Source organism: Vibrio sp. McD22-P3, assembly GCF_021568915.1.
GTDB lineage: Bacteria > Pseudomonadota > Gammaproteobacteria > Enterobacterales > Vibrionaceae > Vibrio > Vibrio mediterranei.
In genome coordinates this window covers 1-23,159 of record NZ_JAKGTN010000029.1, presented here as the reverse complement: position 1 = coordinate 23,159, position 23,159 = coordinate 1, and the positions used below count along the sequence as shown (strand labels likewise).

The 23,159-nt window shown below is 44.0% G+C and carries 21 protein-coding genes and 2 tRNA genes; 10 read left to right on the top strand and 13 right to left on the bottom strand.

Annotation, left to right across the window (positions count from 1 at the left end; all coding sequences use genetic code 11):
• Positions 1–10 precede the first annotated feature (10 nt).
• Positions 11–1,063, bottom strand: a complete 1,053-nt coding sequence (queA, locus tag L2W36_RS24455; protein ID WP_236111817.1) for a tRNA preQ1(34) S-adenosylmethionine ribosyltransferase-isomerase QueA — start codon at positions 1,061–1,063, stop codon at positions 11–13.
• 255 nt (positions 1,064–1,318) lie between these two features.
• On the opposite strand from queA, the gene L2W36_RS24450 reads away from it, so the two are divergent.
• Positions 1,319–1,789: a CBS domain-containing protein gene (locus L2W36_RS24450; RefSeq protein WP_038227972.1), complete on the top strand. Its 471-nt coding sequence runs from the start codon at positions 1,319–1,321 to the stop codon at positions 1,787–1,789.
• A 762-nt stretch (positions 1,790–2,551) separates the two neighbouring features.
• Here the strand turns inward: L2W36_RS24450 and L2W36_RS24445 are convergent.
• On the bottom strand, positions 2,552–3,457 hold the full coding sequence (locus L2W36_RS24445; protein WP_006074795.1) for a hydrogen peroxide-inducible genes activator: 906 nt from the start codon (positions 3,455–3,457) through the stop codon (positions 2,552–2,554).
• Positions 3,458–3,644: 187 nt separating this feature from the next.
• Between L2W36_RS24445 and L2W36_RS24440 the strand changes: the two genes are divergently transcribed.
• The 4 genes from L2W36_RS24440 to L2W36_RS24425 all read left to right on the top strand — a co-directional run bounded on the left by L2W36_RS24440 (position 3,645) and on the right by L2W36_RS24425 (position 6,797).
• Entirely contained in the window at positions 3,645–4,253 is a 609-nt protein-coding gene (locus tag L2W36_RS24440) for a peroxiredoxin (protein ID WP_006074794.1), read from the top strand.
• Between the two features lie 192 nt (positions 4,254–4,445).
• Complete coding sequence (locus L2W36_RS24435; protein WP_236111816.1) at positions 4,446–5,195, top strand: copper homeostasis protein CutC; 750 nt, start codon at positions 4,446–4,448, stop codon at positions 5,193–5,195.
• Positions 5,196–5,282: 87 nt separating this feature from the next.
• A complete protein-coding gene (locus tag L2W36_RS24430) occupies positions 5,283–6,218 on the top strand; it encodes a LysR family transcriptional regulator (protein ID WP_236111815.1) in 936 nt (311 codons plus the stop codon).
• 90 nt (positions 6,219–6,308) lie between these two features.
• Positions 6,309–6,797 carry a hypothetical protein gene (locus L2W36_RS24425; protein WP_236111814.1) on the top strand — a complete coding sequence of 163 codons (489 nt, stop codon included), beginning with the start codon at positions 6,309–6,311 and terminating at the stop codon, positions 6,795–6,797.
• A 9-nt stretch (positions 6,798–6,806) separates the two neighbouring features.
• Here the strand turns inward: L2W36_RS24425 and phoU are convergent, their stop codons facing one another.
• The 4 genes from phoU to L2W36_RS24405 are packed head-to-tail and all read right to left on the bottom strand — an operon-like array spanning position 6,807 to position 12,204.
• Complete coding sequence (phoU, locus tag L2W36_RS24420) at positions 6,807–7,502, bottom strand: phosphate signaling complex protein PhoU (protein WP_006074790.1); 696 nt, start codon at positions 7,500–7,502, stop codon at positions 6,807–6,809.
• An 18-nt stretch (positions 7,503–7,520) separates the two neighbouring features.
• Complete coding sequence (gene pstB / locus L2W36_RS24415) at positions 7,521–8,339, bottom strand: phosphate ABC transporter ATP-binding protein PstB (RefSeq protein ID WP_006074789.1); 819 nt, start codon at positions 8,337–8,339, stop codon at positions 7,521–7,523.
• A 2-nt stretch (positions 8,340–8,341) separates the two neighbouring features.
• Complete coding sequence (pstA, locus tag L2W36_RS24410) at positions 8,342–9,988, bottom strand: phosphate ABC transporter permease PstA (protein WP_124940210.1); 1,647 nt, start codon at positions 9,986–9,988, stop codon at positions 8,342–8,344.
• A 20-nt stretch (positions 9,989–10,008) separates the two neighbouring features.
• A complete protein-coding gene (locus L2W36_RS24405) occupies positions 10,009–12,204 on the bottom strand; it encodes an ABC transporter permease subunit (protein ID WP_236111813.1) in 2,196 nt (731 codons plus the stop codon).
• 283 nt (positions 12,205–12,487) lie between these two features.
• Between L2W36_RS24405 and ppk1 the strand changes: the two genes are divergently transcribed.
• Both ppk1 and ppx read left to right on the top strand, forming a co-directional pair.
• Positions 12,488–14,596: a polyphosphate kinase 1 gene (gene ppk1, locus L2W36_RS24400; protein WP_236111812.1), complete on the top strand. Its 2,109-nt coding sequence runs from the start codon at positions 12,488–12,490 to the stop codon at positions 14,594–14,596.
• Positions 14,574–16,079 carry an exopolyphosphatase gene (gene ppx, locus L2W36_RS24395; protein WP_236111811.1) on the top strand — a complete coding sequence of 502 codons (1,506 nt, stop codon included), beginning with the start codon at positions 14,574–14,576 and terminating at the stop codon, positions 16,077–16,079. The genes ppk1 and ppx overlap by 23 nt, the downstream gene beginning before the upstream one ends.
• A 35-nt stretch (positions 16,080–16,114) precedes the next feature.
• Here the strand turns inward: ppx and L2W36_RS24390 are convergent, their stop codons facing one another.
• From L2W36_RS24390 to phoB, 3 genes are read right to left on the bottom strand one after another with little or no spacing between them, the layout of a single operon-like run.
• Complete coding sequence (locus L2W36_RS24390) at positions 16,115–17,077, bottom strand: PstS family phosphate ABC transporter substrate-binding protein (protein WP_373682926.1); 963 nt, start codon at positions 17,075–17,077, stop codon at positions 16,115–16,117.
• Between the two features lie 5 nt (positions 17,078–17,082).
• A complete protein-coding gene (gene phoR / locus L2W36_RS24385) occupies positions 17,083–18,381 on the bottom strand; it encodes a phosphate regulon sensor histidine kinase PhoR (protein WP_038227984.1) in 1,299 nt (432 codons plus the stop codon).
• Positions 18,382–18,400: 19 nt separating this feature from the next.
• Positions 18,401–19,090 carry a phosphate regulon transcriptional regulator PhoB gene (phoB, locus tag L2W36_RS24380; RefSeq protein WP_038227986.1) on the bottom strand — a complete coding sequence of 230 codons (690 nt, stop codon included), beginning with the start codon at positions 19,088–19,090 and terminating at the stop codon, positions 18,401–18,403.
• Positions 19,091–19,284: 194 nt separating this feature from the next.
• Here phoB and rdgC point away from each other — a divergent pair, with 194 nt between their 5' ends.
• The 3 genes from rdgC (at position 19,285) to L2W36_RS24365 (ending at position 21,971) form a co-directional block, all read left to right on the top strand.
• Positions 19,285–20,193 carry a recombination-associated protein RdgC gene (rdgC, locus tag L2W36_RS24375; RefSeq protein WP_236111810.1) on the top strand — a complete coding sequence of 303 codons (909 nt, stop codon included), beginning with the start codon at positions 19,285–19,287 and terminating at the stop codon, positions 20,191–20,193.
• Between the two features lie 138 nt (positions 20,194–20,331).
• The gene (trhP, locus tag L2W36_RS24370; protein WP_006074777.1) at positions 20,332–21,714 is read left to right on the top strand and encodes a prephenate-dependent tRNA uridine(34) hydroxylase TrhP; all 1,383 of its coding nucleotides are present in this window, start codon (positions 20,332–20,334) and stop codon (positions 21,712–21,714) included.
• Between the two features lie 2 nt (positions 21,715–21,716).
• Positions 21,717–21,971: a YfhL family 4Fe-4S dicluster ferredoxin gene (locus L2W36_RS24365; RefSeq protein WP_006074776.1), complete on the top strand. Its 255-nt coding sequence runs from the start codon at positions 21,717–21,719 to the stop codon at positions 21,969–21,971.
• Between the two features lie 33 nt (positions 21,972–22,004).
• On the opposite strand, the gene L2W36_RS24360 is transcribed toward L2W36_RS24365, so the two are convergent.
• From L2W36_RS24360 to L2W36_RS24345, 4 genes are all read right to left on the bottom strand, one after another.
• Positions 22,005–22,313, bottom strand: coding sequence for a hypothetical protein (locus L2W36_RS24360; RefSeq protein WP_038223073.1), 309 nt, complete (start codon positions 22,311–22,313; stop codon positions 22,005–22,007).
• Between the two features lie 178 nt (positions 22,314–22,491).
• The gene (locus L2W36_RS24355) at positions 22,492–22,827 is read right to left on the bottom strand and encodes a DUF1904 domain-containing protein (RefSeq protein ID WP_006074774.1); all 336 of its coding nucleotides are present in this window, start codon (positions 22,825–22,827) and stop codon (positions 22,492–22,494) included.
• 128 nt (positions 22,828–22,955) lie between these two features.
• Positions 22,956–23,032 (bottom strand) — tRNA-Trp (locus tag L2W36_RS24350).
• A 34-nt stretch (positions 23,033–23,066) separates the two neighbouring features.
• A tRNA-Asp gene (locus L2W36_RS24345) sits at positions 23,067–23,143 on the bottom strand.
• Positions 23,144–23,159 lie beyond the last annotated feature (16 nt).

The window sequence follows — 23,159 nt, the reverse complement described above, 5'->3', positions numbered from 1 at the left end:
AATAAAAATCTTAAGCGGTCTTTTTGGTAATGAACATCGCATCACCGTAGCTAAAGAAACGGTACTTCTGTTCTACAGCATGGTGGTATGCACTCATCACATTATCGTAACCCGCAAAGGCACTGACCAGCATGATGAGTGTGGACTCAGGAAGGTGAAAATTTGTTACCAAGCAATCCACCAGCTGATACTCATATCCCGGGAAAATAAAGATTTCTGTATCACCAAAAAATGGCACTAGCTCGGTGCCGTTTTTCAGCGCATCTTGCGCAGCGCTTTCTAGAGAACGAACGGATGTTGTACCGACCGCAATAATTCGGCCACCGTTTGCTTTGGTTTCATTGATCGCGTCTACGACCTCTTGCGGCACTTCAACGTATTCCGCATGCATATGATGGTCATTGATATTTTCAACTCGCACAGGTTGGAAAGTACCTGCACCAACATGCAGAGTCACATAGGCAAAATTTACGCCCTTGGCTTTGATTTTCTCAAGTACAGCATCATCAAAGTGTAGACCAGCGGTAGGAGCTGCAACCGCACCGGGTTTCTCGTTGTAAACGGTCTGGTAACGTTCTTTATCGGCATCCTCATCTGGACGATCGATATAAGGAGGTAATGGCATGTGGCCAATATCATTAAGAATATCAAGAACCGTCTTCTCAGACTGCATTTCAATCTCAAAAAGTGCGTCGTGACGAGCGACCATCAACGCTTGGTATTCATCATTCTCTCCAAGGAACAGTTCTGTACCTGGTTTTGGAGCTTTAGAAGATCGAACATGAGCTAAGACACGCTTTTCATCAAGCATACGTTCGACAAGTACTTCAATTTTACCGCCTGACGCTTTACGTCCAAACATTCGTGCTGGAATCACGCGAGTATTATTGAACACGAGCAAATCGCCCGGCTGTACTTGGTCAACAATATCAGTGAAGCTTCCATCTACGACTTCACCAGTATTTCCGGTTAGCTGAAGCAGTCGGCTTGAGCTTCTTTCGGCTTTAGGGTAGCGAGCGATAAGCTCATCTGGTAAATCAAAATGAAAATCTGAAACTTGCATAACACCAATCTTCTATATTAAGCGACAAAAACGGCGAAAAAATTCGCAGCCGCATAGTATAAAGTGACCCGTTGGAATAGCAAGCTGAACCGTCATTGTCCAACGTAAACTCTGTGTTTTTTGGGGACGCAATTTAACCTTAGTATCAGTAAGCTTATTTTGTGACTGGCGCTACAAAAAACGACGCCTGTCTCAGACTTAATCCATGAAAAATTCTATAGTTAAAGTACACAATCAGAACGAGTTGGAGGCCCTATGATTAAGGTCGAAGATATGATGACTCGCAACCCTCACACCCTATTGCGGTCTCACTCCCTAGCCGATGCTAAACATACGATGGAAGCACTCGATATCAGGCATATACCTATCGTTGATGCAGAACGTCATTTGCTCGGCATTGTTTCTCAACGTGATGTTTTGGCGGCACAAGAATCCATCCTACAAAAAATCCCAAGCGACCAGTCTTACACATTATCCACCCCATTGAGTGAACTCATGCACAGCAATATTATGACGGTGGAACCAAGAGCCGGATTAAAAGAAAGTGCACTCTACATGCAAAAACACAAAGTGGGATGCCTTCCTGTTGTGAAAAATAAACAACTCGTTGGCATTATTACTGACAGTGATTTTGTCGCGATTGCGATTAACTTGCTAGAACTTCAAGAAGAAGTCGAGCCGGACGAAGTTGAAGAGAGTAGCGATTCGGAAGCACTTGACGCGTAACAGTCAAAAAAAGGGAGCGGCTTGCGCCGCTCAAACTTACCGACATTCAGTAGCCATTACTGAACTACTGAGGCAGTGCTCAAAACCAGTCGAAGCGTTAAGCTTCTGTTTTTCAATGATGTGATAACTCATTATGAGAACGCTTAAACACTACGAGAGACAATCAAACGATCACAGCTGGGGCTCTTTATCACTAAGATAAGCCACTGACTGCACTTACTCTCATCTCACTTGAAAGTTTAAAACGAAAGTAGTTACAGAAACGGTCAACAAACTTTATGTTCATTGTGGCAAAATGAGTCAAATAAATGATTCATTACCAAGTCTTACCTTCCACTGAAAACATACAAATACGATACCCAAGCCAACTTAGAGTATCAACTCTAAATGTGCCTTTTTCGAAAATTCGACACTTTGTACTCTTAATAACAATCATTGATAAAGTGCAAATAATGTAGCTTATTACGTAATTTAATTACACAAAATGGCAACCATTATTTCTTACATGGTTATAGCGAAAGTAGGAACATTGCTAGGTACACCTCGTTATCATTAAGATGTCTAGATAACGACCGCACACCTCTTCAATTTGACAGTGTGAAATTGACACTGTGAAGCGCAGGATTTGATTGAAAGATTTTGTGAAAATTAAACTGTGTTTTTTTACACACTAACCTAGGCATTTAGAGTAATTTAACAAAAAAGACACCAAAAGTGGTGTCTTTCACTAGCCGTTCTCTTTTATGCAGAATAGTTTGAAAACTAAAGTAATTCTGAAACCACATCCGCCAATTGAAGAAATGAGTCACGTCGAGATGAACTTGGTCGCCAAACTAAACCAATATCACGATAAGCTTGCTGCCCCGGAGGCTCAACGACAATAAGGTTTTGATTCTCCAATAGACCATGCTCGATCGCCATCTGAGGAATAAATGTAGTCCCCAATCCATTAGCAACCATTTGAACCAAAGTATGTAAGCTTGTTGCGCTAAATGGATTGATTTTCTCTTTCTCAGTCAGCTTGCACGCAGAAACCGCATGCTCTGTTAAACAGTGTTCATTTTCTAACAAGAAAACCGATTCATCCGGTAGATCATCATATTTGATAGGAACACGAATTCTGTCCGCTTGATTACGGCTGATGACCATCTTGAACGGGTCATGTCCAACAATGCAGCTGTCCATATTGCCGATGTCCATCGGGAGCGCCAAAATGAGAACGTCCAATTCACCATGTCTCAGCGCGGCGAGTAAGTTCGCGGTAGTATCTTCTCTGAGTAAAAGATTAAGCTGAGGGTAACGCGCGTTCACTTCCTGAACTAAATCACACAGTAAAAATGGCGCTATTGTAGGGATACAACCAAGCTTCAACTGCCCCTGCATCGCATCACCTTGACACAAGTTGCCTAACTCAATCAGGTCTTGTCCCTTTGCTAGGAGCTCTCGTCCTTGTGAAACCACCATTTCACCAGCTTGGGTAAAGACTAACGGACTTTTCTTATCTTTCTTTTCATAAAGAGGGCAGCCTATCAGTTCTTCTAGGTTCTGAATCCCCTTACTTAACGTAGACTGACTGACGAAACAGCGCTCTGCGGCTTCACTAAAGTGTCGCGTCTCATGCAGAGTAACCAAGTAATGAAGCTGCTTTAAACTGGGCCATTTATTCATGGTAACTGCCTGTTTTTGGACCAATATCAAAAAAGGAATCGGCATTACTGCTTCATCGCTTTTTTCGATGGAATTAATCTATTAATTTCGCTTTTTTCAATACTACAATGTGTACTATAGTTTGTCTCGCACAAACACGGACCAAACCAAAAATGGTTTGAATTAAACTCTATTTAGGAGCAAAAAAATGGTACTAGTTGGTCGTCAAGCCCCAGACTTTACTGCAGCAGCTGTTCTAGGTAACGGTGATATCGTTGAGAACTTTAACTTTGCTGAGTTCACTAAAGGTAAAAAAGCAGTTGTATTCTTCTACCCACTAGACTTCACTTTCGTTTGCCCATCTGAACTGATCGCATTCGACAACCGTCTTGCTGATTTCCAAGCTAAAGGTTGTGAAGTTATCGGTGTTTCTATCGATTCTCAGTTCTCTCACAACGCATGGCGTAACACTGCTATCGAAGATGGCGGTATTGGTCAAGTTAAGTACCCTCTAGTTGCAGACGTTAAACACGAAATCTGCCAAGCGTACGATGTAGAGCACCCAGAAGCAGGCGTTGCTTTCCGTGGTTCTTTCCTAATCGACGAAGACGGTCTTGTACGTCATCAAGTAGTTAACGACCTACCTCTAGGCCGTAACATCGACGAGATGCTACGTATGGTTGACGCTCTAAACTTCCACCAGAAGCACGGCGAAGTATGTCCTGCACAATGGGAAGAAGGTAAAGCTGGTATGGACGCATCTCCAAAAGGTGTTGCAGCGTTCCTATCTGAGCACGCAGACGACCTGTCTAAATAATTCGATACCTTCACCCTGCGCTCAATCAGGGTTGATGGTTGGATAAATATAAAGCGAAAAACGCAGCCAATCATTGAAGAAGAAACGAGTTAGCCAAAAAATTAAAGCCCGAGTCACGACTCGGGCTTTTTCTATTTTCAGAATTCAAAAGCAGAGATATATTGATACCCAGTATAGTTACTGAGAGACCTTATGAACTACCAACTTGAAGTCTGTATCGACAATATCGAGTCCCTGCCACTGGCTATTGCAGGTGGTGCTACGCGGATTGAGCTATGCTCATCTTTGGCGTTAGGGGGACTAACCCCGAACGCAGGCCTCATTAAACAAGCTGTCCAATCTTCTTCTATTCCTATCTACGTCATGATCCGTCCTAGACAAGGTGATTTCCTCTATGATTGTGACGATGTTGAAATCATGGCAGAAGACGTGCGCACCGCCGCTAAATATGGTGCTCAAGGTATCGTTTTAGGTCTACTTGATAAAGATGGCAACATCGATATGCCTCGTTCTATCCGCTTAGTAAAACTGGCTCATGAGTTACAGCTGGGCGTCACCTTCCATCGAGCGTTCGACCAATGTAAACATCCCGAACAGGCTTTGGAGGATGTGATCGCATTAGGGTGTGAGCGAATACTCACATCCGGGCTGGCCTCAAATGCACTAGACGGTAGCGATATGCTCGCCAAGCTGTCAGCTTTAGCAAATGGACGCATAGAATTGATGGCCGGAGCTGGAGTCAATGCTGATAATGTCGCTAAGATCATCGCCACCAGTCACGTTACGGAAGTCCACCTTTCAGGCAAATCAACTAGAAAAAGCAAGATGCATTTCATTGTTGACGATGCAAAAATGGGCAGTGATGATGTGGATGATTTTGCCATTCCTGTGACAAGCAGTGATAAAATTCGAGCAGTAGCGAAAGTGCTAAACTCATTATAAAGCTTTTGCTTTTAACCAAAGTTCCAGAGAAGGAGCCGACTGTTTGTAGGCTTCTTTCAATCTCGCACTACTTTCTCCTAGGGATTTATGAAAACGTCAGCGAATTTATTCCAAAAGCTCGATTTGAACCTACTCAGAACGTTTCGAGTTCTGTTGCAGGAGCGCAATGCCCGAAAAACCGCCGAGCGCTTGTTTGTGACTCAGCCTGCAATCAGTCAAGCTCTGCAAAAGCTGCGATTTCACTTGGATGACGAACTCTTCGTCAAAGTACAGGGCGGGTTAGAGCCAACACCATTTGCTCTTCAAGTAGAGGAAAAGATTGCCCCTTATTTAGATGGACTCGAAGCCTCTTTAGAACAGCTTTCCGACTTTTCGCCAAGTGAGCTAGAAGGAACAATAAAAATCGCTTTGGCGCCAATCGTATTATCTTGTTTGGCGGGATCTTTATTTACTGAACTTAGAAAACAAGCCCCAAAACTCAATTTGGAGTTAGTGAGTTGGACTCAACAAACACCAGAGCAACTTCGTAGTGGGGAGGTTTTCATAGGAATTCACTATGATCTAGATAGCATCTCCAAAGAAATTGCGAGAACTAAGTTAGCCTATTTAGAAGGACAAGTTTATGTACGACAAGACCATCCTCTTAAGGGAGAGGTCATTACGGCGCACGATGCAGCTCAGTTTGAAATCGCCTCTTTAATTTCCCCTGGCTGGAATGATAACTTTAGCTTTGCTGCTCAGATACTTGAACAGCTAGGCTACGAGCCTAAAGTGGTTTTCCGGTCGGAGGTGCTCATGGCCATCATTGACGTCGTTTCTGCTACGGATATCTTATTGCCTCACTCTAACCTGTTACCAAATCGACATAGTTCTGGTTTGAGAGCACTAAGGTTTGAACTGGACGGGCGTACATATACTAAAAACCTGTATACCTACCTTCACAATAAAAACCGTCACTCCCCTAAAGCGCAATGGTTGGAAAAAATACTACGCGAAAAGTTTTTAGAGCAGATCAATAATTAAAACTAATATTAGCGATAAGCAACACTTCTTAGCCATGTAGCACAACGATAGCTACCATCAGCACACTTTTACTGTTCTTAAAGGTGCTTGATGAAAAAGCTATTGTTACCTCTAATCGCTACTCTTTCTTTCACAACATCAGCTCAAACGTTCCACGTATCACCTGACCTCAAAATCGGTATATACAATGGTGCTGGTATTCAGTTAGGTGTAGCGGACACACTAGGTATGGATGCTGTATTTTTTAGCTATGGACGCAAGACCTATAACACAAACCGTTACGACGAACGACTAGACTCCTACCGCCTAGGATTACAACATATGTTCGGACACAAGCAGGACCATGGCTTGCAGGCTGAATTTGGCCTTGCTGATTATTACGGTCGCGATAGCCGCGATAGTGAATCGAGTAGTCGCAGTTCCCTAGGCTTAAGCATTGGAGCAAGTTATGTTTATATGCTCAACTCAAGCTTTGGTTTAAAGACAGGTTTCGATTATGACGTATTCAACTCACAGGACACCTATATCCCAGTAGGCTCGAATATGACCTTAAACTTCGGTGTGATTGGGCGTTTTTAAACTGCCCAACTAAAGAATGTCGTTAATGGCTTTCTCGTCCAGGTGACGAACATCTTTACCCTTCACGAAGTAAATGATGTATTCACAAATATTCTGGCAACGATCACCTACCCGCTCAATGGCTCGAGCTGACCACATGACCTGAAGAATGTTAGGAATGTTCTTCGGGTCTTCCATCATATACGTCATCAACTGACGAACCACGGCTTCATACTCTGCATCCAGCTTGTCATCTAATTTATAGACTTCGGCAGCAGCATCGACATCCATACGAGCAAATGCATCAAGCACTTGATGCAACATAGTGATGGCTTGTCGGCATAGCGGCTCTAAAGAGACATGAAATTTCTGTTGTTTCGTTGATGGTTGCTCTATAGCCACGCGAGCAATTCGAGTCGCTACATCGCCGATACGTTCAAGATCCGTTATCGTTTTGATGATTGCCATCACTAAGCGGAGATCTTTAGCCGTTGGCTGGCGTTTAGCAATAATTCTCGTACATGCCTCGTCAATGGAGACTTCCATCGCATTCACTTTGTGATCGTCCCTGACCACTTTTTTGGCCAACTCAAGGTCGTCTTTGTGCAACGCCTGCATCGCAAAGGATAGCTGTTGCTCGACCAGCCCTCCCATTGTTAACACGTGAGTGCGTATCGATTCTAATTCGGCATTAAATTGACCAGAGATATGACGACCAAAGTGCATGTCCAACAACTTCCTTAATTAACCGTAGCGACCGGTAATATAGTCTTCGGTTTGTTTTTCAATCGGTGAGGTAAATATAGTATCAGTATCCGCATACTCTACCAATTTTCCGAGGTGAATAAAGGCAGTGTGATCACTAACTCGCGCTGCCTGCTGCATGTTATGCGTTACGATCACAACCGTGTACTTGGTTTTAAGATCATTAATGAGCTCTTCGATGGTCAATGTTGAAATAGGATCAAGCGCCGACGTTGGCTCATCCAGCAGCAATACTTCGGGTTCAATAGCAATAGCTCGAGCAATCACCAATCGCTGTTGTTGTCCACCTGAAAGCCCAAATGCATTCTCGTGTAATCTGTCTTTCACTTCATCCCAGAGCGCCGCTGAGCGCAATGCTCGCTCTACCGCATCATCGAGATTACGGCTGTTCTTAATTCCTTGAAGCCGCAATCCATACACCACATTCTCATATATAGACTTTGGAAATGGATTCGGACGCTGAAACACCATCCCAACTCGTCTTCGCAAAGTAGCGACGTCCACATCCGGATGATAAACATTACCTCCATGTAATTTCACTTTGCCTGTCACCGTACAACCTTCAATTAGATCATTCATTCGGTTGATACAGCGAAGCAGAGTCGATTTACCACAGCCAGACGGTCCGATAAATGCGGTCACTTGCCCTTTTGGAATCCGCATAGATACGTCGTCTAGAGCTTGTTTATCGCGATAAAACAGATTCAAGTTTTCTATCGCAATGGCGGTTTGCTCATCACTTAGATTGTTAACATCTAAAGGCGTGGGATAGCCCAACGTTTGATTGATAGAAAACATGATTAATCTTGTCCTAATGTTCGATATTTTTCGCGCAGGTTATTTCGTATGGCGATTGCTGTTAAGTTTAGCCCAACGACCACCGTTACCAACAAGAAAGAGGTGGCATAGACTAACGGTCGTGCGGCTTCAATATTCGAGGTTTGAAAGCCCACATCATAGATATGGAAACCAAGGTGCATAAATTTACGCTCTAGATGCAAAAAGGGAAACTGTGAATCAATAGGCAAGCTTGATGCTAGTTTTACCACCCCAACCAACATTAGAGGCGCAACCTCTCCCGCGGCTCTCGCGACTGCAAGGATCAGCCCAGTGATGATTGCAGGGCTCGCCATAGGCAATACAATACGCCAAAGCGTTTCAGACTGGGTTGCTCCTAGAGCTAGTGACCCATGTCTGGCGGACATTGGAATTCTATTCAGCCCTTCCTCCGTTGCAACAATCACTACTGGCAATGTAAGAATCGCAAGAGTTAATGCCGACCACAATAGCCCCGGAGTACCAAACGTTGGTGCAGGTAGTCGCTCAGCATAGAACAGCGAATCAATTGAGCCACCAATGGTATAGACGAAAAAGCCTAAACCAAACACACCGTATACAATGGAAGGTACCCCCGCTAGGTTAATCACCCCTACCCGTATCATTCGTGTGAGAGCATTATTTTCAGCATATTCATGTAGATAAACCGCAACTAGCACCCCTAACGGCATCACCATTATCGACATAATGATAACCAACAGAACAGTGCCAAAAATGGCTGGAAACACCCCGCCTTCAGAATTTGACTCTCGTGGATCATCAGAGAGGAACTTCCAGACTTGTCCACTCCAATGTACTAACTTATCGGCAAAAGACATATTGTTCGGATACCAGAAATCAAGGATCCGATTTAACCCAATCTCAACTTTCTCACCACGCATATCTTCAACAATGAGCGTTTTACTGCTCAACTCGTTACGCAGTGCATCCAGCTCCCCTTCACTTTGGTTTAGCTGCTGGTGAATAATACTGACTTGCTGCTCATAACGGTGAGTAAGCTCCTCTGACAGCTCTCCATTAAGTGAGTCTCGGCGCTGCTTTAGCCGTAATGCTTCCAATTGATGATTCAAGCCACGTATTTTACGCTGAATCGTGTCATCTATTTGCTCTCGAGTCAGTTTCACCTGCTGAATTTCGAGCTTCAGCAGAGTGTTAAGATCCGCAGTAATTGCGCCATCGGGCGTCTTTAGAGCGATAATTTTCCCAAAGAAGTCACCACCACGTGTTCTCTCTAAAACGACAAGATCGGCAGGTGTCGTTTGCAACTTAAGTTGTGGTGAGAGCAAAGAAACAAAATCGACACCATATAAGTCTCGATTCGCGACTTTAATACTCAGACGCTCTACTTTCCCCGCAGCCAGCACCTCAGTCGGTAACAACTTATCGGCATCAGGAATGTTATGGGTAGGAACCCAAGTCTTTGAGTAAATCTGCCCAATTAAAGCTTTGCCGTTGTCATCTTGCCATTGATAAAGCGGAGCGGGCCAAAAATAAGTGAGCCCTTTCCAACCGATCAATAACAAAAGACCGAGGACGGATATTAAGCTGATGCTAACGGCACCACCTGTTAGCCAAACCCAAGGTGCGCCAGATTTGAGCCACTTAAACATGATAAGGCTCCTTCCACATTCTACAGCGCACTGTATTTCTCCCGCAGTCTTTGTCTAACCCACTCAGCCAGTGAATTCACAACAAAAGTAAAACTAAACAAAATCAATGCGATTAAAAACAACAAACGATAGTGGCTGCTTCCAACCTCAGATTCAGGGAGCTCCACAGCCATGGTGGCAGAAAGTGTTCTCATGCCCTCAAAAATATTCCAATCCAATATTGGTGTGTTGCCCGTCGCCATCAAAACGATCATTGTTTCGCCTACTGCTCGACCCAATCCCATCATTACTGCCGAGAAAATCCCCGGACTTGCGGTGAGTAGCACAACGTACACTAAGGTTTGCCACTGAGTTGCTCCTAGTGCTAATGAACCGTCGGAAAGATGCTTCGGCACAGAAAAGATCGCGTCTTCAGCAATCGTAAAGATGGTAGGAATCACAGCAAATCCCATTGCAAAGCCCACAACTAGAGCATTTCTTTGGTCAAAATCAATGCCATGTTGAGCAAGAAAAACTCGCGCATCACCATTAAAAAACAACACCTCCATGTCAGTGGAGTACGTCATGGCAAGGTACATCGCAACAATGATGACAGGAATTAGCGTAAACGGATGTAATCCACTGGGTAGTTTACTGGTGTATTGACGTGGCAAGATGTACCAAACAACACCAGCCAATAGACAAATTGTTGGTAGAGTCAGTAGAAGCAGAAGTACCGCTGGTAAATGCGTTTCTACTATCGGCGCAAACCAAAGACCCGCAAGAAAACCAATGATAACGGTAGGCAACGCCTCCATCAGTTCGATGGTTGGCTTAACGACTTTACGCATACTAGATGACATAAAATACGCCGTATAGATCGCGCCCAGCACCGCAATCGGTACCGCAAACAGCATAGCGAACATCGCAGCTTTAATAGTACCAAAGGCAATAGGCACAAGGCTGTACTTACCTTCAAACTCATCAGAAGCAGCAGTAGTTTGCCAAACGAATTCAGGCTCTGGGTAACTCTCATACCACACTTTGCCAAACAGTGCCGACAACGAAATTTCTGGATGCGGATTATCAATATGTCCTAAGTAGGTCGTACCGCCGGACAATACCAATGCATACTGATTGTTATAAGAAAGCGCAGAGACGCTTACCAGGCTCTTACTCGGCAGGCTACTGGTGAATACAACGCGTTCACTAGTGGTGTAATTACTTTGTAGGCTTCCGTCAGCTAGGACGGTTATGAACCCTTTCGTTAAATTTTCTGGAAGTAAAGCAGTTAAAGGTGCGTCAAAATTAAAGGAACGAATAGCAGTTAAGTGCCTAGCGTCTTGTTTCACCACATCAAACCACTGCCAAACTTGCTGATTATCATACTCCACCAGTAAGGAGTGAGCGCCAGACAACAATTTGAGCCCCGTGACTTTGGCCTTATTCACTGCAGTTAAGTCCACCACCTCACGAACCACGAGATGCTCGGCCCCTCTGTTGATCACAGCAAGTTCATTACCACTTCGCACATAAACCGTTTGCGCATCTGGAGTTAGCAATATTTCATCGGCAGAGTCTAAAGGTGCAAGAGTAGAGAGAGTTTGCACTGTTTTCGAATCGGAAGAATCCTGCGCATCTGAACTCGTTGGCTGCCAAATCAAATGGACTAAGCCACGACTATCTACCATAGCAAAGGCTATTCCACGAGCATTGCTGGTTGCTGTTACCAATGATATGACGCTGCCATGAGTGGGCATCCAATCAGCACGACCTGGCAACTTAAGTTCTAGATCACCTTGTCCTTTTTCTGATTGCCATTTAAATTTAGGCTGAACTAAGGCGAGTCTCTGATCAGAATCAACAATGAGTAACTGGTCATTATTAACCGTCTTAAGCATTGAGGTACTAATAGGAAGTTGACGTGTTGTTTGTTGACCTGAGACTAAAGATTGCTCAACCACCACGCCATCCGTTGTCACAAAAGCAGCTAGAGTGCCGTGGTCGTCTATCGCGCTATAGACGATAGGTTTATCTATACTTAACTCAACCCCTTGTGACCATGATACTTTGGCATCAGAGAAAAGTGGGAACGTCACATAAGCCAAATAGACAAAGATAAAGATCAAACTCGCCAATACACTCAAACCGCCAAAAGACACGATCCAGCGAACCAAACGGTCCTTTACCAGTCTTTTACGATCTTTGGTTTGTAACGAAAAATTGGCTGTTGCCATAATCTACATTTGTCTCTTTGGTGGCGGTTAGAATCTTACGAGATATTGCCCATTAAGGGTTCTGGGACGAGTTACTAGAATGCATGACGTGCCCCAACATTTTATGTCGTTTAGATGACAGTTATATTACATGCCATCTAACGTGCTGAAAATAATGAAATGTGTCAAGTCGCACGCTATTTGAAATAAAAATGTCATATAAAATCAATAAGGTTCACGATCAGGTTAGTCTTATATGTCACTCATTGACAACAATGAGTCCAAAATGTTGGTGGTTAGGTAAATGAGCGCGGAAAAACTCTATATCGAAAAAGAACTTAGTTGGCTCTCTTTTAACGAGCGAGTGCTGCAAGAAGCCGCAGACAAGACCGTCCCATTGATTGAACGCATCCGCTTTTTAGGGATTTTCTCCAACAACCTCGATGAGTTTTACAAAGTTCGCTTCTCTGACGTAAAACGCCGCATCCTCATTAACCAAGAAAGTGGTATTAACGACAACTCCAAGCATCTACTGGGTAAGATGCAAAGTAAGGCACTCAAGCTTAATTTACGATTTGATGAACTCTACAACGAGCTGATTTTAGAGATGGCTCGTCGTCGAATCTTCCTAGTTAATGAAACTCAGTTAAGTGACACGCAGCAAAAGTGGGTAAAGAAATACTTTAGAAATGAAGTACTGCCTCACTTAACGCCTTTTATGCTTGGTGAAGACATCAACGTACTGCAATTTCTTAAAGATGAGTACGCTTATATCGTTGTCGATATGCAAAAAGAGCAGAGTTCTCAGTATGCGATCTTAGAGATCCCGACTGATCACTTACCCCGTTTTGTCATGGTTCCGGAACAGAAAGGTAAACGCCGTAAAACCATCATTCTGCTCGACAACATCATTCGTTATTGTCTTGACGATATATTCCGCGGGTTCTTTGATTACGATGAGCTTAATGGCTATGCGATGAAAATGACGAGGGATGCGGAGTACGACTTAAGTCTCGAAGTAGAACACAGCCTGCTCGAGCAAATGTCGGAAAGTGTCAATCAACGACTGACCGCCATGCCCGTACGCTTTGTTTACGAGCGTGATATGCCCGAAGAAATGCTAAATACCTTGTGCAGCAAACTAGGCATTTCTAACTACGATAGCCTCATTCCCGGTGGTCGCTACCATAACTTTAAAGACTTTATCGGCTTTCCAAATGTTGGACGTGAATACCTAGAAAACAAACCACTACCTCCAATGCGTTGTGCCGATTTCGATGGCTACGACAACCAGTTTGAGGCCATACGCGCTCAAGATATTTTGCTCCATTTCCCCTATCACACCTTCGATCATATTACTGAGTTAGTGCGTCAAGCCTCGTTTGACCCTAAAGTCATTGGCATCAAAATAAACGTATATCGAGTCGCGAAAGACTCCCGTTTGATGAACTCGTTGATTGACGCAGTACACAACGGGAAAAATGTCACGGTAGTGGTTGAGCTACAGGCTCGGTTTGACGAAGAAGCCAACATTGAATGGTCTAGGGTGCTCACCGAAAACGGGGTACAAGTGATCTTTGGTGCTCCGGGGTTAAAAATACACGCTAAGTTACTGCTGATAAGTCGCCGAGAAAAGGGCGAGATTACCCGCTACGCTCACATTGGCACTGGGAACTTTCATGAGAAGAACGCTCGCATCTATACCGACTTTTCTTTGCTAACTGCCGATCAAGAGATCGCGAATGAAGTTCGTAACGTTTTCGGCTATATCGAAAACCCTTATCGACCAGTGAAGTTTAACTATCTCATCGTCTCACCACGTAACTCGCGCAAACAACTCTACCGACTCATTGATACTGAAATCGCCAATGCCAAGTCGGGCAAGAAAGGCAAACTCACTTTAAAGATTAATAACTTAGTAGACAAAGGACTGATCAACAAGCTCTACGGCGCGAGCAATGCAGGGGTTAAAATCCAAATGATTATCCGCGGCATGTGCTCTCTAGTTCCTGGTGTTGCAGGAGTGAGCGATAACATAAAAATTATCAGCATTGTTGATCGTTTCCTAGAACACCCTCGCGCCATCATTGCGCATAACAATGGCGACCCTCAAGTCTATATCTCATCTGCCGACTGGATGACTCGCAACATAGACCATCGTATTGAAGTCGCCGCTCCAGTGCGTGATACTCGTTTAAAACAGCGAATTATCGACATTATTAACCTTCACTTTACTGATACCATGAAGGCGCGTTGGATAGACAAAGAAATGAGCAACAGCTACGTACCGCGCGGTAATCGTAAGAAAGTACGCTCACAAATGGCTATTTACGACTATCTTAAAAAGGTAGAGAAACAAACAAGAAAAACCAAAGAGCAACTGATCAATAATGAGCCAGACCAAGGACAGTAGTATAAAAAATGTCGCCGCTATCGATTTAGGTTCGAACAGCTTTCATATGGTCGTCGCTAAGGTAGTGGATCAAGATCTACAGTTAGTAAGTCGCCATAAACAGCGAGTGAGATTAGCCTCCGGGTTGGACGCTCAACAGAATCTCGACAATGCTGCGATTGAACGAGGATTAGAATGCCTTGCCATGTTTGCAGAACGCCTACAAGGCTTTGAGCCAGAAAACGTTCGTATTGCCGCAACCCACACGCTGCGTATCGCCAATAATACCCATATCTTTTTGCAACGCGCTCGCGACGTTCTTCCCTTTCCTATTGAAGTCATCCCTGGTGAAGAAGAAGCACGCCTAATCTATACCGGCGTTGCACATACTCAAACCGAGTCAAATTCAAAACTGGTGATTGATATTGGTGGTGGTAGTACCGAGCTCATCATAGGTAAGGCTTTCGAACCTGTACTACTAAATAGCACTCAGATGGGCTGCGTGAGTTATACCACTAAATTTTTTGCCAACGGAAAACTCTCCACTAAAAATTTCTCCAAAGCTATTTTATCTGCTCAGCAAAGACTTGAAGCATTGTCGGTTCGATATAAAAAGAAAGGTTGGGAAGTTGCATTAGGCTCCTCTGGAACGATTAAAGCAATAAGGGAAGTCATAATCGGATTAGGACATGAAGATGGTTTAATCACCCATAGACGATTGTATAAACTTATCGATACCTTGTGTGAGTTTAGCACTATTGATGACATCAACTTAGCTGGACTAACGGACGAAAGAAAGCCAGTGTTTGCCGCAGGCGTGGCCATATTAACTGCGCTCTTTGAAAGTTTAAAAATTCGTGAAATGCACTTTTCAGCAGGGGCTCTTCGTGAAGGTTTGCTTTATGAAATGGAGGAACGTTTCCAACGCTCTGATATCCGAATGCGAACTACTGAAAATTTGGCCGCCAAACATTTTGTCGATCTTGAACATGCCGCCAAAGTTCGCGGCCAGGCAGTCGAGTTTTTAAATCAAACTCATGAGCAGCTCAATCTTAAAAAGAAAAGTGATTTGTTTAGTTTGCTTGAGTGGAGTGCTCTACTTCACGAGGTTGGGCTCAGTATTAGTTATCAGGCCTTCCATAAACATTCAAGCTACATACTCACGCACACCAATATGCCGGGTTTTAACAGTGAGCAGCAGCGCATTTTAGCGACACTGGCTCGCTATCAAAGAAAATCACTCAAGTTACAAGAGCTCCCTGAGTTTAGCCTGTTTAAGAAAAAACATATTCTCGGTTTAATACGAATCCTACGACTCGCCATTATCGTTAATGGGCAGCGCAATGATGAGTTATTACCTCTAAAGCTGACTATTGTCGACGACATTTGGACTGTGAGTTGTGAGCAAGTAGATTGGTTAGAACAAAACCGGCTTCTCTCCGCTGATTTACAAACGGAGCAAAACTACTGGCAAGCGGTAGGGTGGCAACTTGAATTCAATTAACTGTCGCAGCTACATTTGCGGTTCGCCAATGAAGGTTAGTCGATAAAGCTCAATCCAACCTTGGCTAGCTCTTGTTCTGCAAATTCTCGACTTAACGGTACATAGCCATCTTTCACCACGATTCGCTGACCTTCTCGGGAATAGATATAGCGAATGTAGGCTTCCTCTATAGGATCAAGTTTTCGTTGTGGGTCTTTATTGACGTAGACATACAAGAACCGAGACAGTGGGTAGTGACCCGACTGTACATTGTCTTGAGTTGGTAAGATGTAATCCTCGCCTTGTTTAGCGATAGGCACCAATTTCGCCCCCGATACTTGATAACCAATGCCGGAGTAACCAATAGTATTCACGGATGACGCTACTGACTGCACCACAGATGCCGAGCCAGGTTGCTCATTCACATTGCGTTTGAAATCGCCTCCACACAATGCATTGTTCTTGAAATAACCATAGGTCCCCGACACTGAGTTACGGCCGAACATCTGAATAGCACGTTGACTCCAAGGTGCTTTAACGCCAAGCTGCTCCCACTTACTAATGTAGTGGTTGCTTCCACAGCGTAAGGTTGAGGAAAAAATGCTGTCTATTTGCTGGAAATTCAACCCTTTGATGGGGTTGTCGGTATGAACAAATATCCCGATCGCATCGATCGCAACTCGAAGCTCGGTCGGTTTGTAACCATAATGCCGCTCAAAAGATTCCACCTCTTTTAAACGCATCTTCCTGCTCATAGGACCGAATTGTGCCGTACCTTCGGCCAGAGCAGGAGGTGCCGTCGACGAGCCTGAAGCTTGAATTTGGGCATTAACATTAGGATAAATGTTCTTAAACTCTTCAAGCCATAAGGTGGTCATCCCCGATAAAGTATCTGAACCTACTGAGGATAAGTTGCCTGCAACCCCAGGTTGCTTCGTATATTTAGGCAACTCTGAAGCCAGCGTAGAGAAGGATATCACGCCAAAAAGCAATACTGACCAACTTAACCTTCCGCTCATCGCCATTAGTTCACTACCAAACGTTCTGGAAGAATGAATGAGAATTTACTACCAACGCCCACTTCCGAGTGAATTTCCAGATGAGAATCATGGTGAGATAGCGCATGTTTTACGATAGCTAGCCCTAACCCACTTCCGCCAGTATCACGAGAGCGTGCCTTATCGACACGATAAAAACGCTCAGTTAGTCGGTGCAAATGCTGGGGCTCAATACCATCCCCAGTATCTTCTACATCTAAACATGCACCTTGAGCAGATTGATACCAACGTACCTTCACATTTGCACCCGGTGGCGTATATTTAATCGCGTTGTAAACCAGATTAGAAATAGCACTTCTTAACTGATCATCGTCACCAAATACTCTCAGGCTATTATCGACATCAAACTCAACCTTGTGCCCATCCTCACCACTTAGGCTAACCGCCTCTTTTTCGAGAACTTCGAGCATAGCAGGCACATTGACGACTTCGTCTAACTCATGCATTGGCGCAGCTTCAATTTTGGAGAGCGTGAGTAACTGATTCACAAGGCTGTTCATTCGATTAAGCTGTTCGGTCATTACACCGTGAGCTTTAGTCCACATAGGACCTACAACCATGTCTGGATCTTCTGTCATCTCAAGGTAACCCTGAAGAACAGTCATTGGTGTACGTAGTTCATGAGAAACGTTAGCAAAGAAATTGCGACGCATACCTTCTAATTGCTTAAGTTGGCTGACGTCACGCACGACCATCAAATGCTCACCTTCGGTATACGGTACAATTCGAAGCTCCAGCATTCTTTCCACATTCAAAGGCGAACGCATTTCTAAAGGTTCAGAGAAATCCTGCTTATTTAGATACTTAATGAAATCTGGGGTGCGAATCAGATTAGAAATCGGCTGTCCTGAATCATCAGGCCAGCGAAAGCCAAGAAGGTGTTGTGCGAGTTTGTTACACCACACGATATTACCTTCACTACGAAACACCACAACTGCATCGGGAAGCGATTCCGCACCGTTTTTAAAACGGCGAATTAGGTTGGTCAACTCTTTTCGTTTACGTCTTTGGCGCTGTTGAAGTCGATAGATGCCATTAAATAACGACTCCCAGTTGCCTGTGCCTGATGGCGGCGTCAGACGCTTTTCATCCCACAACCATGCAGACAAACGCAGCTGATTATGTAGGTGCCATATCAACTGCAAAACCGTGGCAACGAGCAGTAACCACGGCATGTATCCAAATATCCACCCAACAACAATCCAAGGGGTGTAAAAAAAAGCCAGCTCCCAGGCCAGCTTTTTCCAGGTTAACCTTTCAACCATCTATCTCTCCAGTTCGATGCTAGCCTTTGGTAGAGAAACGGTAGCCAGCGCCTCGAACGGTCTGAATCAACTTATCATGTCCTGCGGACTCTAATGCCTTACGCAAACGACGAATGTGCACATCCACCGTGCGGTCTTCAACATAAACGTTAGTACCCCAAACGTTATTAAGCAGTTGTTCGCGGCTGTATACGCGCTCTTGATGCGTCATAAAGAAATGCAGCATTTTAAATTCCGTTGGTCCCATATCTAGCGGTGCATCATTCGCAGTAACACGATGCGATACTGGGTCCAGCTTCAGCCCTTGAACATCGATAACATCTTCCAACGCAGTTGGTGTGACACGGCGAATAACTGCTTTTAGTCGAGCAACCAATTCCTTTGGAGAGAAAGGTTTAGTGATATAGTCATCAGCCCCGACTTCTAAGCCGCGCACTTTATCTTCTTCTTCACCACGAGCCGTCAACATCACTACTGGAATGTTTCGAGTAAGCTCTTCACGCTTCATGTGCTTTATGAAATTGATACCTGACCCACCAGGCAACATCCAATCTAGCAGAACAAGGTCTGGGTAAGGTTCAGCCAGTTTGTTTACTGCGGTATCGTAATCTTCTGCTTCAACAGCTTGGTAGCCTTTCTGCTCTAACACGAAACACAGCATTTCACGAATTGGTGCTTCATCCTCAACAACCAGGATTCTTCTAGACATATCTGAATAACCTTATGGAATCTAATCAACTGCATGCATTATCAAGAATTATTATGACACTTTTGTGACCATTGAAAACAATTTTTAATATAACTTTCGCACAATCTGGGTTGTCATATTGAAGATTTAAGCTAGGACAATTGTTTGAAAATTGCCTATCATGTGCAGCTATCTATTCTAAAGGTGAGAGTAATATGTGGTTTAAAAACTGTTTGGTCTATCGATTCAACAAGGATCTTGAATTTAACGCCGATAAACTCGAGCAGCAGCTTGAAGAGTTTAGTTTTACACCTTGTGGTAGTCAAGATAAGCAAAAATTTGGTTGGGTGACAGCGCTTGGTAAACATGGCGACATGATGACCCACGTTTCTGAAAACCGCATTTTGCTTTGTGCAAAGAAAGAAGAAAAAATGCTGCCAGCGTCTGTGATCAAAGAGTCACTAAACAGCAAAGTAGAAGCGTTGGAAACGCAAGAAGGTCGACCACTTAAGAAAAAAGAAAAAGATGACCTTAAAGATGAAATCATCATTGATTTGCTTCCACGAGCTTTCAGCCGTAGCAACCTCACTCATCTGCTTATCCTTCCAAAAGAAGGCTTCATCATTGTAGATGCAAGTAGCTTTAAGAAATCAGAAGATGTCATCGCCCTCTTGAGAAAAACAATGGGAAGCCTGCCTGTTGTTCCTGCCTTCCCAGAGCAGCCTATTGAAAATACATTAACCGAATGGGTGAAAGGCGGTGAAGTACCTACAGGCTTCAATCTTCTAGATGAGGCTGAGCTTAAGTCAGTGCTAGAAGACGGTGGTGTTATCCGTTGTAAGAAACAAGAACTGTCAAGCGACGAGATTCTTGGTCATATTGAGGCAAACAAGTTTGTAACTAAACTCGCGCTGAACTGGCAAGAGCGTATTGAATTTATTCTGGCTGATGATGGCAGTATTAAACGCCTTAAATTCAGCGATGAACTGAAAGATGAGAATGACGACATTCCAAGAGAAGACGCTGCGGCTCGAATGGATGCCGACTTCTCATTGCTTTGCGGTGAGTTTGGCGCATTCCTACCAAATCTTTATGACGCCTTAGGCGGCTTACCAAAGCAATAGCCATTACTTATCTGAGCTCGCGTTCTGCGAGCTCAATACAAAACTTGGAAACCTCTCCATATTAGCGTAAAATTTGCGCCCCTTAGTGCCATTAGGTGGCACAACACTGACTTGAAATCAGATTAGAGATATAAAGCAATGTTTACTCCAGAACTTCTGTCACCTGCTGGCAGCCTTAAGAACATGCGTTATGCATTCGCCTACGGTGCGGACGCGGTTTACGCAGGTCAACCTCGTTACAGCCTTCGTGTTCGTAACAACGAATTCAACCACGAAAACCTTCAGATAGGTATCAATGAAGCGCACGCCCTAGGTAAAAAGCTTTATGTGGTTTGTAACATTCAACCGCATAACTCGAAGCTAAAAACCTTCATCCGTGATCTAAAACCTGTTGTTGAAATGGGTCCAGACGCACTGATCATGTCTGACCCAGGTCTTATCATGATGGTTCGTGAAGCATTCCCTGAAATGCCGATTCACCTATCAGTACAGGCAAACGCCGTAAACTGGGCGACTGTTAAGTTCTGGGCAGCTAATGGTGTTGAGCGCGTTATCGTGTCTCGTGAGTTATCGTTAGAAGAGATTGAGGAAATCCGTGAACATTGCCCTGAAACTGAGCTAGAAGTATTCGTACACGGCGCACTTTGCATGGCTTATTCAGGTCGCTGCCTACTATCCGGCTACATCAACAAACGCGATCCAAACCAGGGTACATGCACCAATGCATGCCGCTGGGAATACAAAGTTGAAAAAGCGACTGAAAACGACGCAGGTCAAATTGTCGAAGAATTTGTTCCTGAAGCACAAGCAGTTGAAGTCGTTGATGAGCGTCCAGAGACCACTATTGGTCGTGGTAAACCAACAGATGAAGTCGTACTACTTTCTGAAAGCCATCGTCCAGAAGATAAAATGGCGGCATTTGAAGATGAGCATGGTACGTACATCATGAACTCCAAAGATCTTCGTGCGGTGCAGCATGTTGAGCGTTTGACTAAGATGGGTGTCCACTCACTTAAGATTGAAGGTCGTACTAAATCTTTCTACTACTGTGCTCGTACTGCTCAAGTTTACCGTAAAGCTATTGATGACGCTGTTGCTGGCAAACCGTTTGATGAGTCACTATTAGGCACGCTAGAAAGCCTAGCTCACCGCGGTTATACAGAAGGCTTCCTACGTCGTCATACTCATGACAGCTATCAAAACTATGACTACGGTTATTCCGTTTCCGATTCTCAGCAATTTGTAGGTGAGTTTACCGGTAAACGTCGCGGTCACTTGGCTGAAGTTGAAGTGAAAAATAAATTTGTGGTTGGCGATAGCCTTGAGTTAATGACACCAAAAGGCAATGTGGTATTCAGCCTAGAAGTGATGGAAAACCGTAAGTCAGAAAGCATCGACGACGCTAAAGGTAACGGTCACTTCGTCTTCATTCCAGTACCAGAGGAGTTGGATCTGGACTACGCACTACTTATGCGTAACCTAAATTCAGGACAAGATACACGTAACCCAACTGGTAAGTAACCATGGCACTATTAATCACTGACAAGTGCATCAACTGTGATATGTGTGACCCTGAATGTCCTAATGGGGCAATTAGTATGGGCAGCGAGATCTTTGAGATCGATCCCCATTTATGCACAGAGTGCAAAGGGCACTACGATAAACCAACTTGTCAGTCCGTCTGCCCAATCACAAAATGCATCATCACCGATCCAAACCATGTGGAAACCGATGATGAGCTACTTGAGAAGTTTGTGATTATTCAAGGTATGGCCTAGTCAGCAAAAAGCCTCCAAGTGGAGGCTTTTTTATTACCCAGACTTTTCGATTGGAAAAACATTGCAGTAAAGCTCTTTCTCATACTGCATCTCCAGTTTTTTGCGCCAGTTTTCTGCAGAGTTGATAGGAATTAAATAGAACTTCTCTCTGCTGGTGTCGGTCACAAAGGCAATACCGTGCTGCATCAACTCATAGTGAATATCATTGATGAAACCGAGTGTGAAACTTTGCCTACCGGATAGTTGATTAATGTCCTCTCTAGTTAGAATCACTCCATCTTTTTCTGAAGCGAATCTCTCCCTAAGCCATCGGGCAAACTGCCTTGATGAGATCATAGTCATAACAGTCTTCCTTACCCAAAACTTAATGGGGAAATCCCCAAAAATACAGTAGATAAGCCTTAACTCAATAACAATAACACCAAGAAACAAAAAGACTAATCTACCGAAGTATTGATAACCATAGTCAACATACTTCGACTTCTCCAGTCCCAATTGTGAGAGTCACCTTATTCAAGTACTAACCGTAATGCTGTCCATTATCGTAGTAATTTGCAGGCTCAAGCGCACTAAAGATTACCGCCACATCAACCTCTTTTCCAAGGGCTGAGCGTACTTGAGTCGTAATAACTGTGGCCACTGAATTTTTGACTTCCTGTCCCCGATCAAACCAAAGAACTTCAATAAATGGGTAAGCGTGAGTGACCTTATTATCAAAGTAAAAAGTGGAAGCAATATGCTCAACAGTGAAGTCCTCTTTGGGGCAGTCCATTAACGGTTGCAGTTCATCAACTAGTGGACTCGAAAGAGTTTTAACAAGCTCAGGTTCAATCGCTCTAAATCGTAAATGAGGCATAATTATATCCATGTATTTGATAACGATTACGAGTATATCAGTGAACAATGAGATTAGAGAATTTAGGAAAGGAAAAACGAAAAACGAAAAACGAAAAAGGCTCCGACCTAAGTCAGAGCCTTTGAATATGGCAGGGGTGGAGAGATTCGAACTCCCAACACGCGGATTTGGAATCCGCTGCTCTGCCAATTGGAGCTACACCCCTATCTTCGTATTTATTGAGACGACTCTCAAATAAGTGGCGGAGTGGACGGGACTCGAACCCGCGACCCCCGGCGTGACAGGCCGGTATTCTAACCAACTGAACTACCACTCCGCAGTGGTCTATTTAA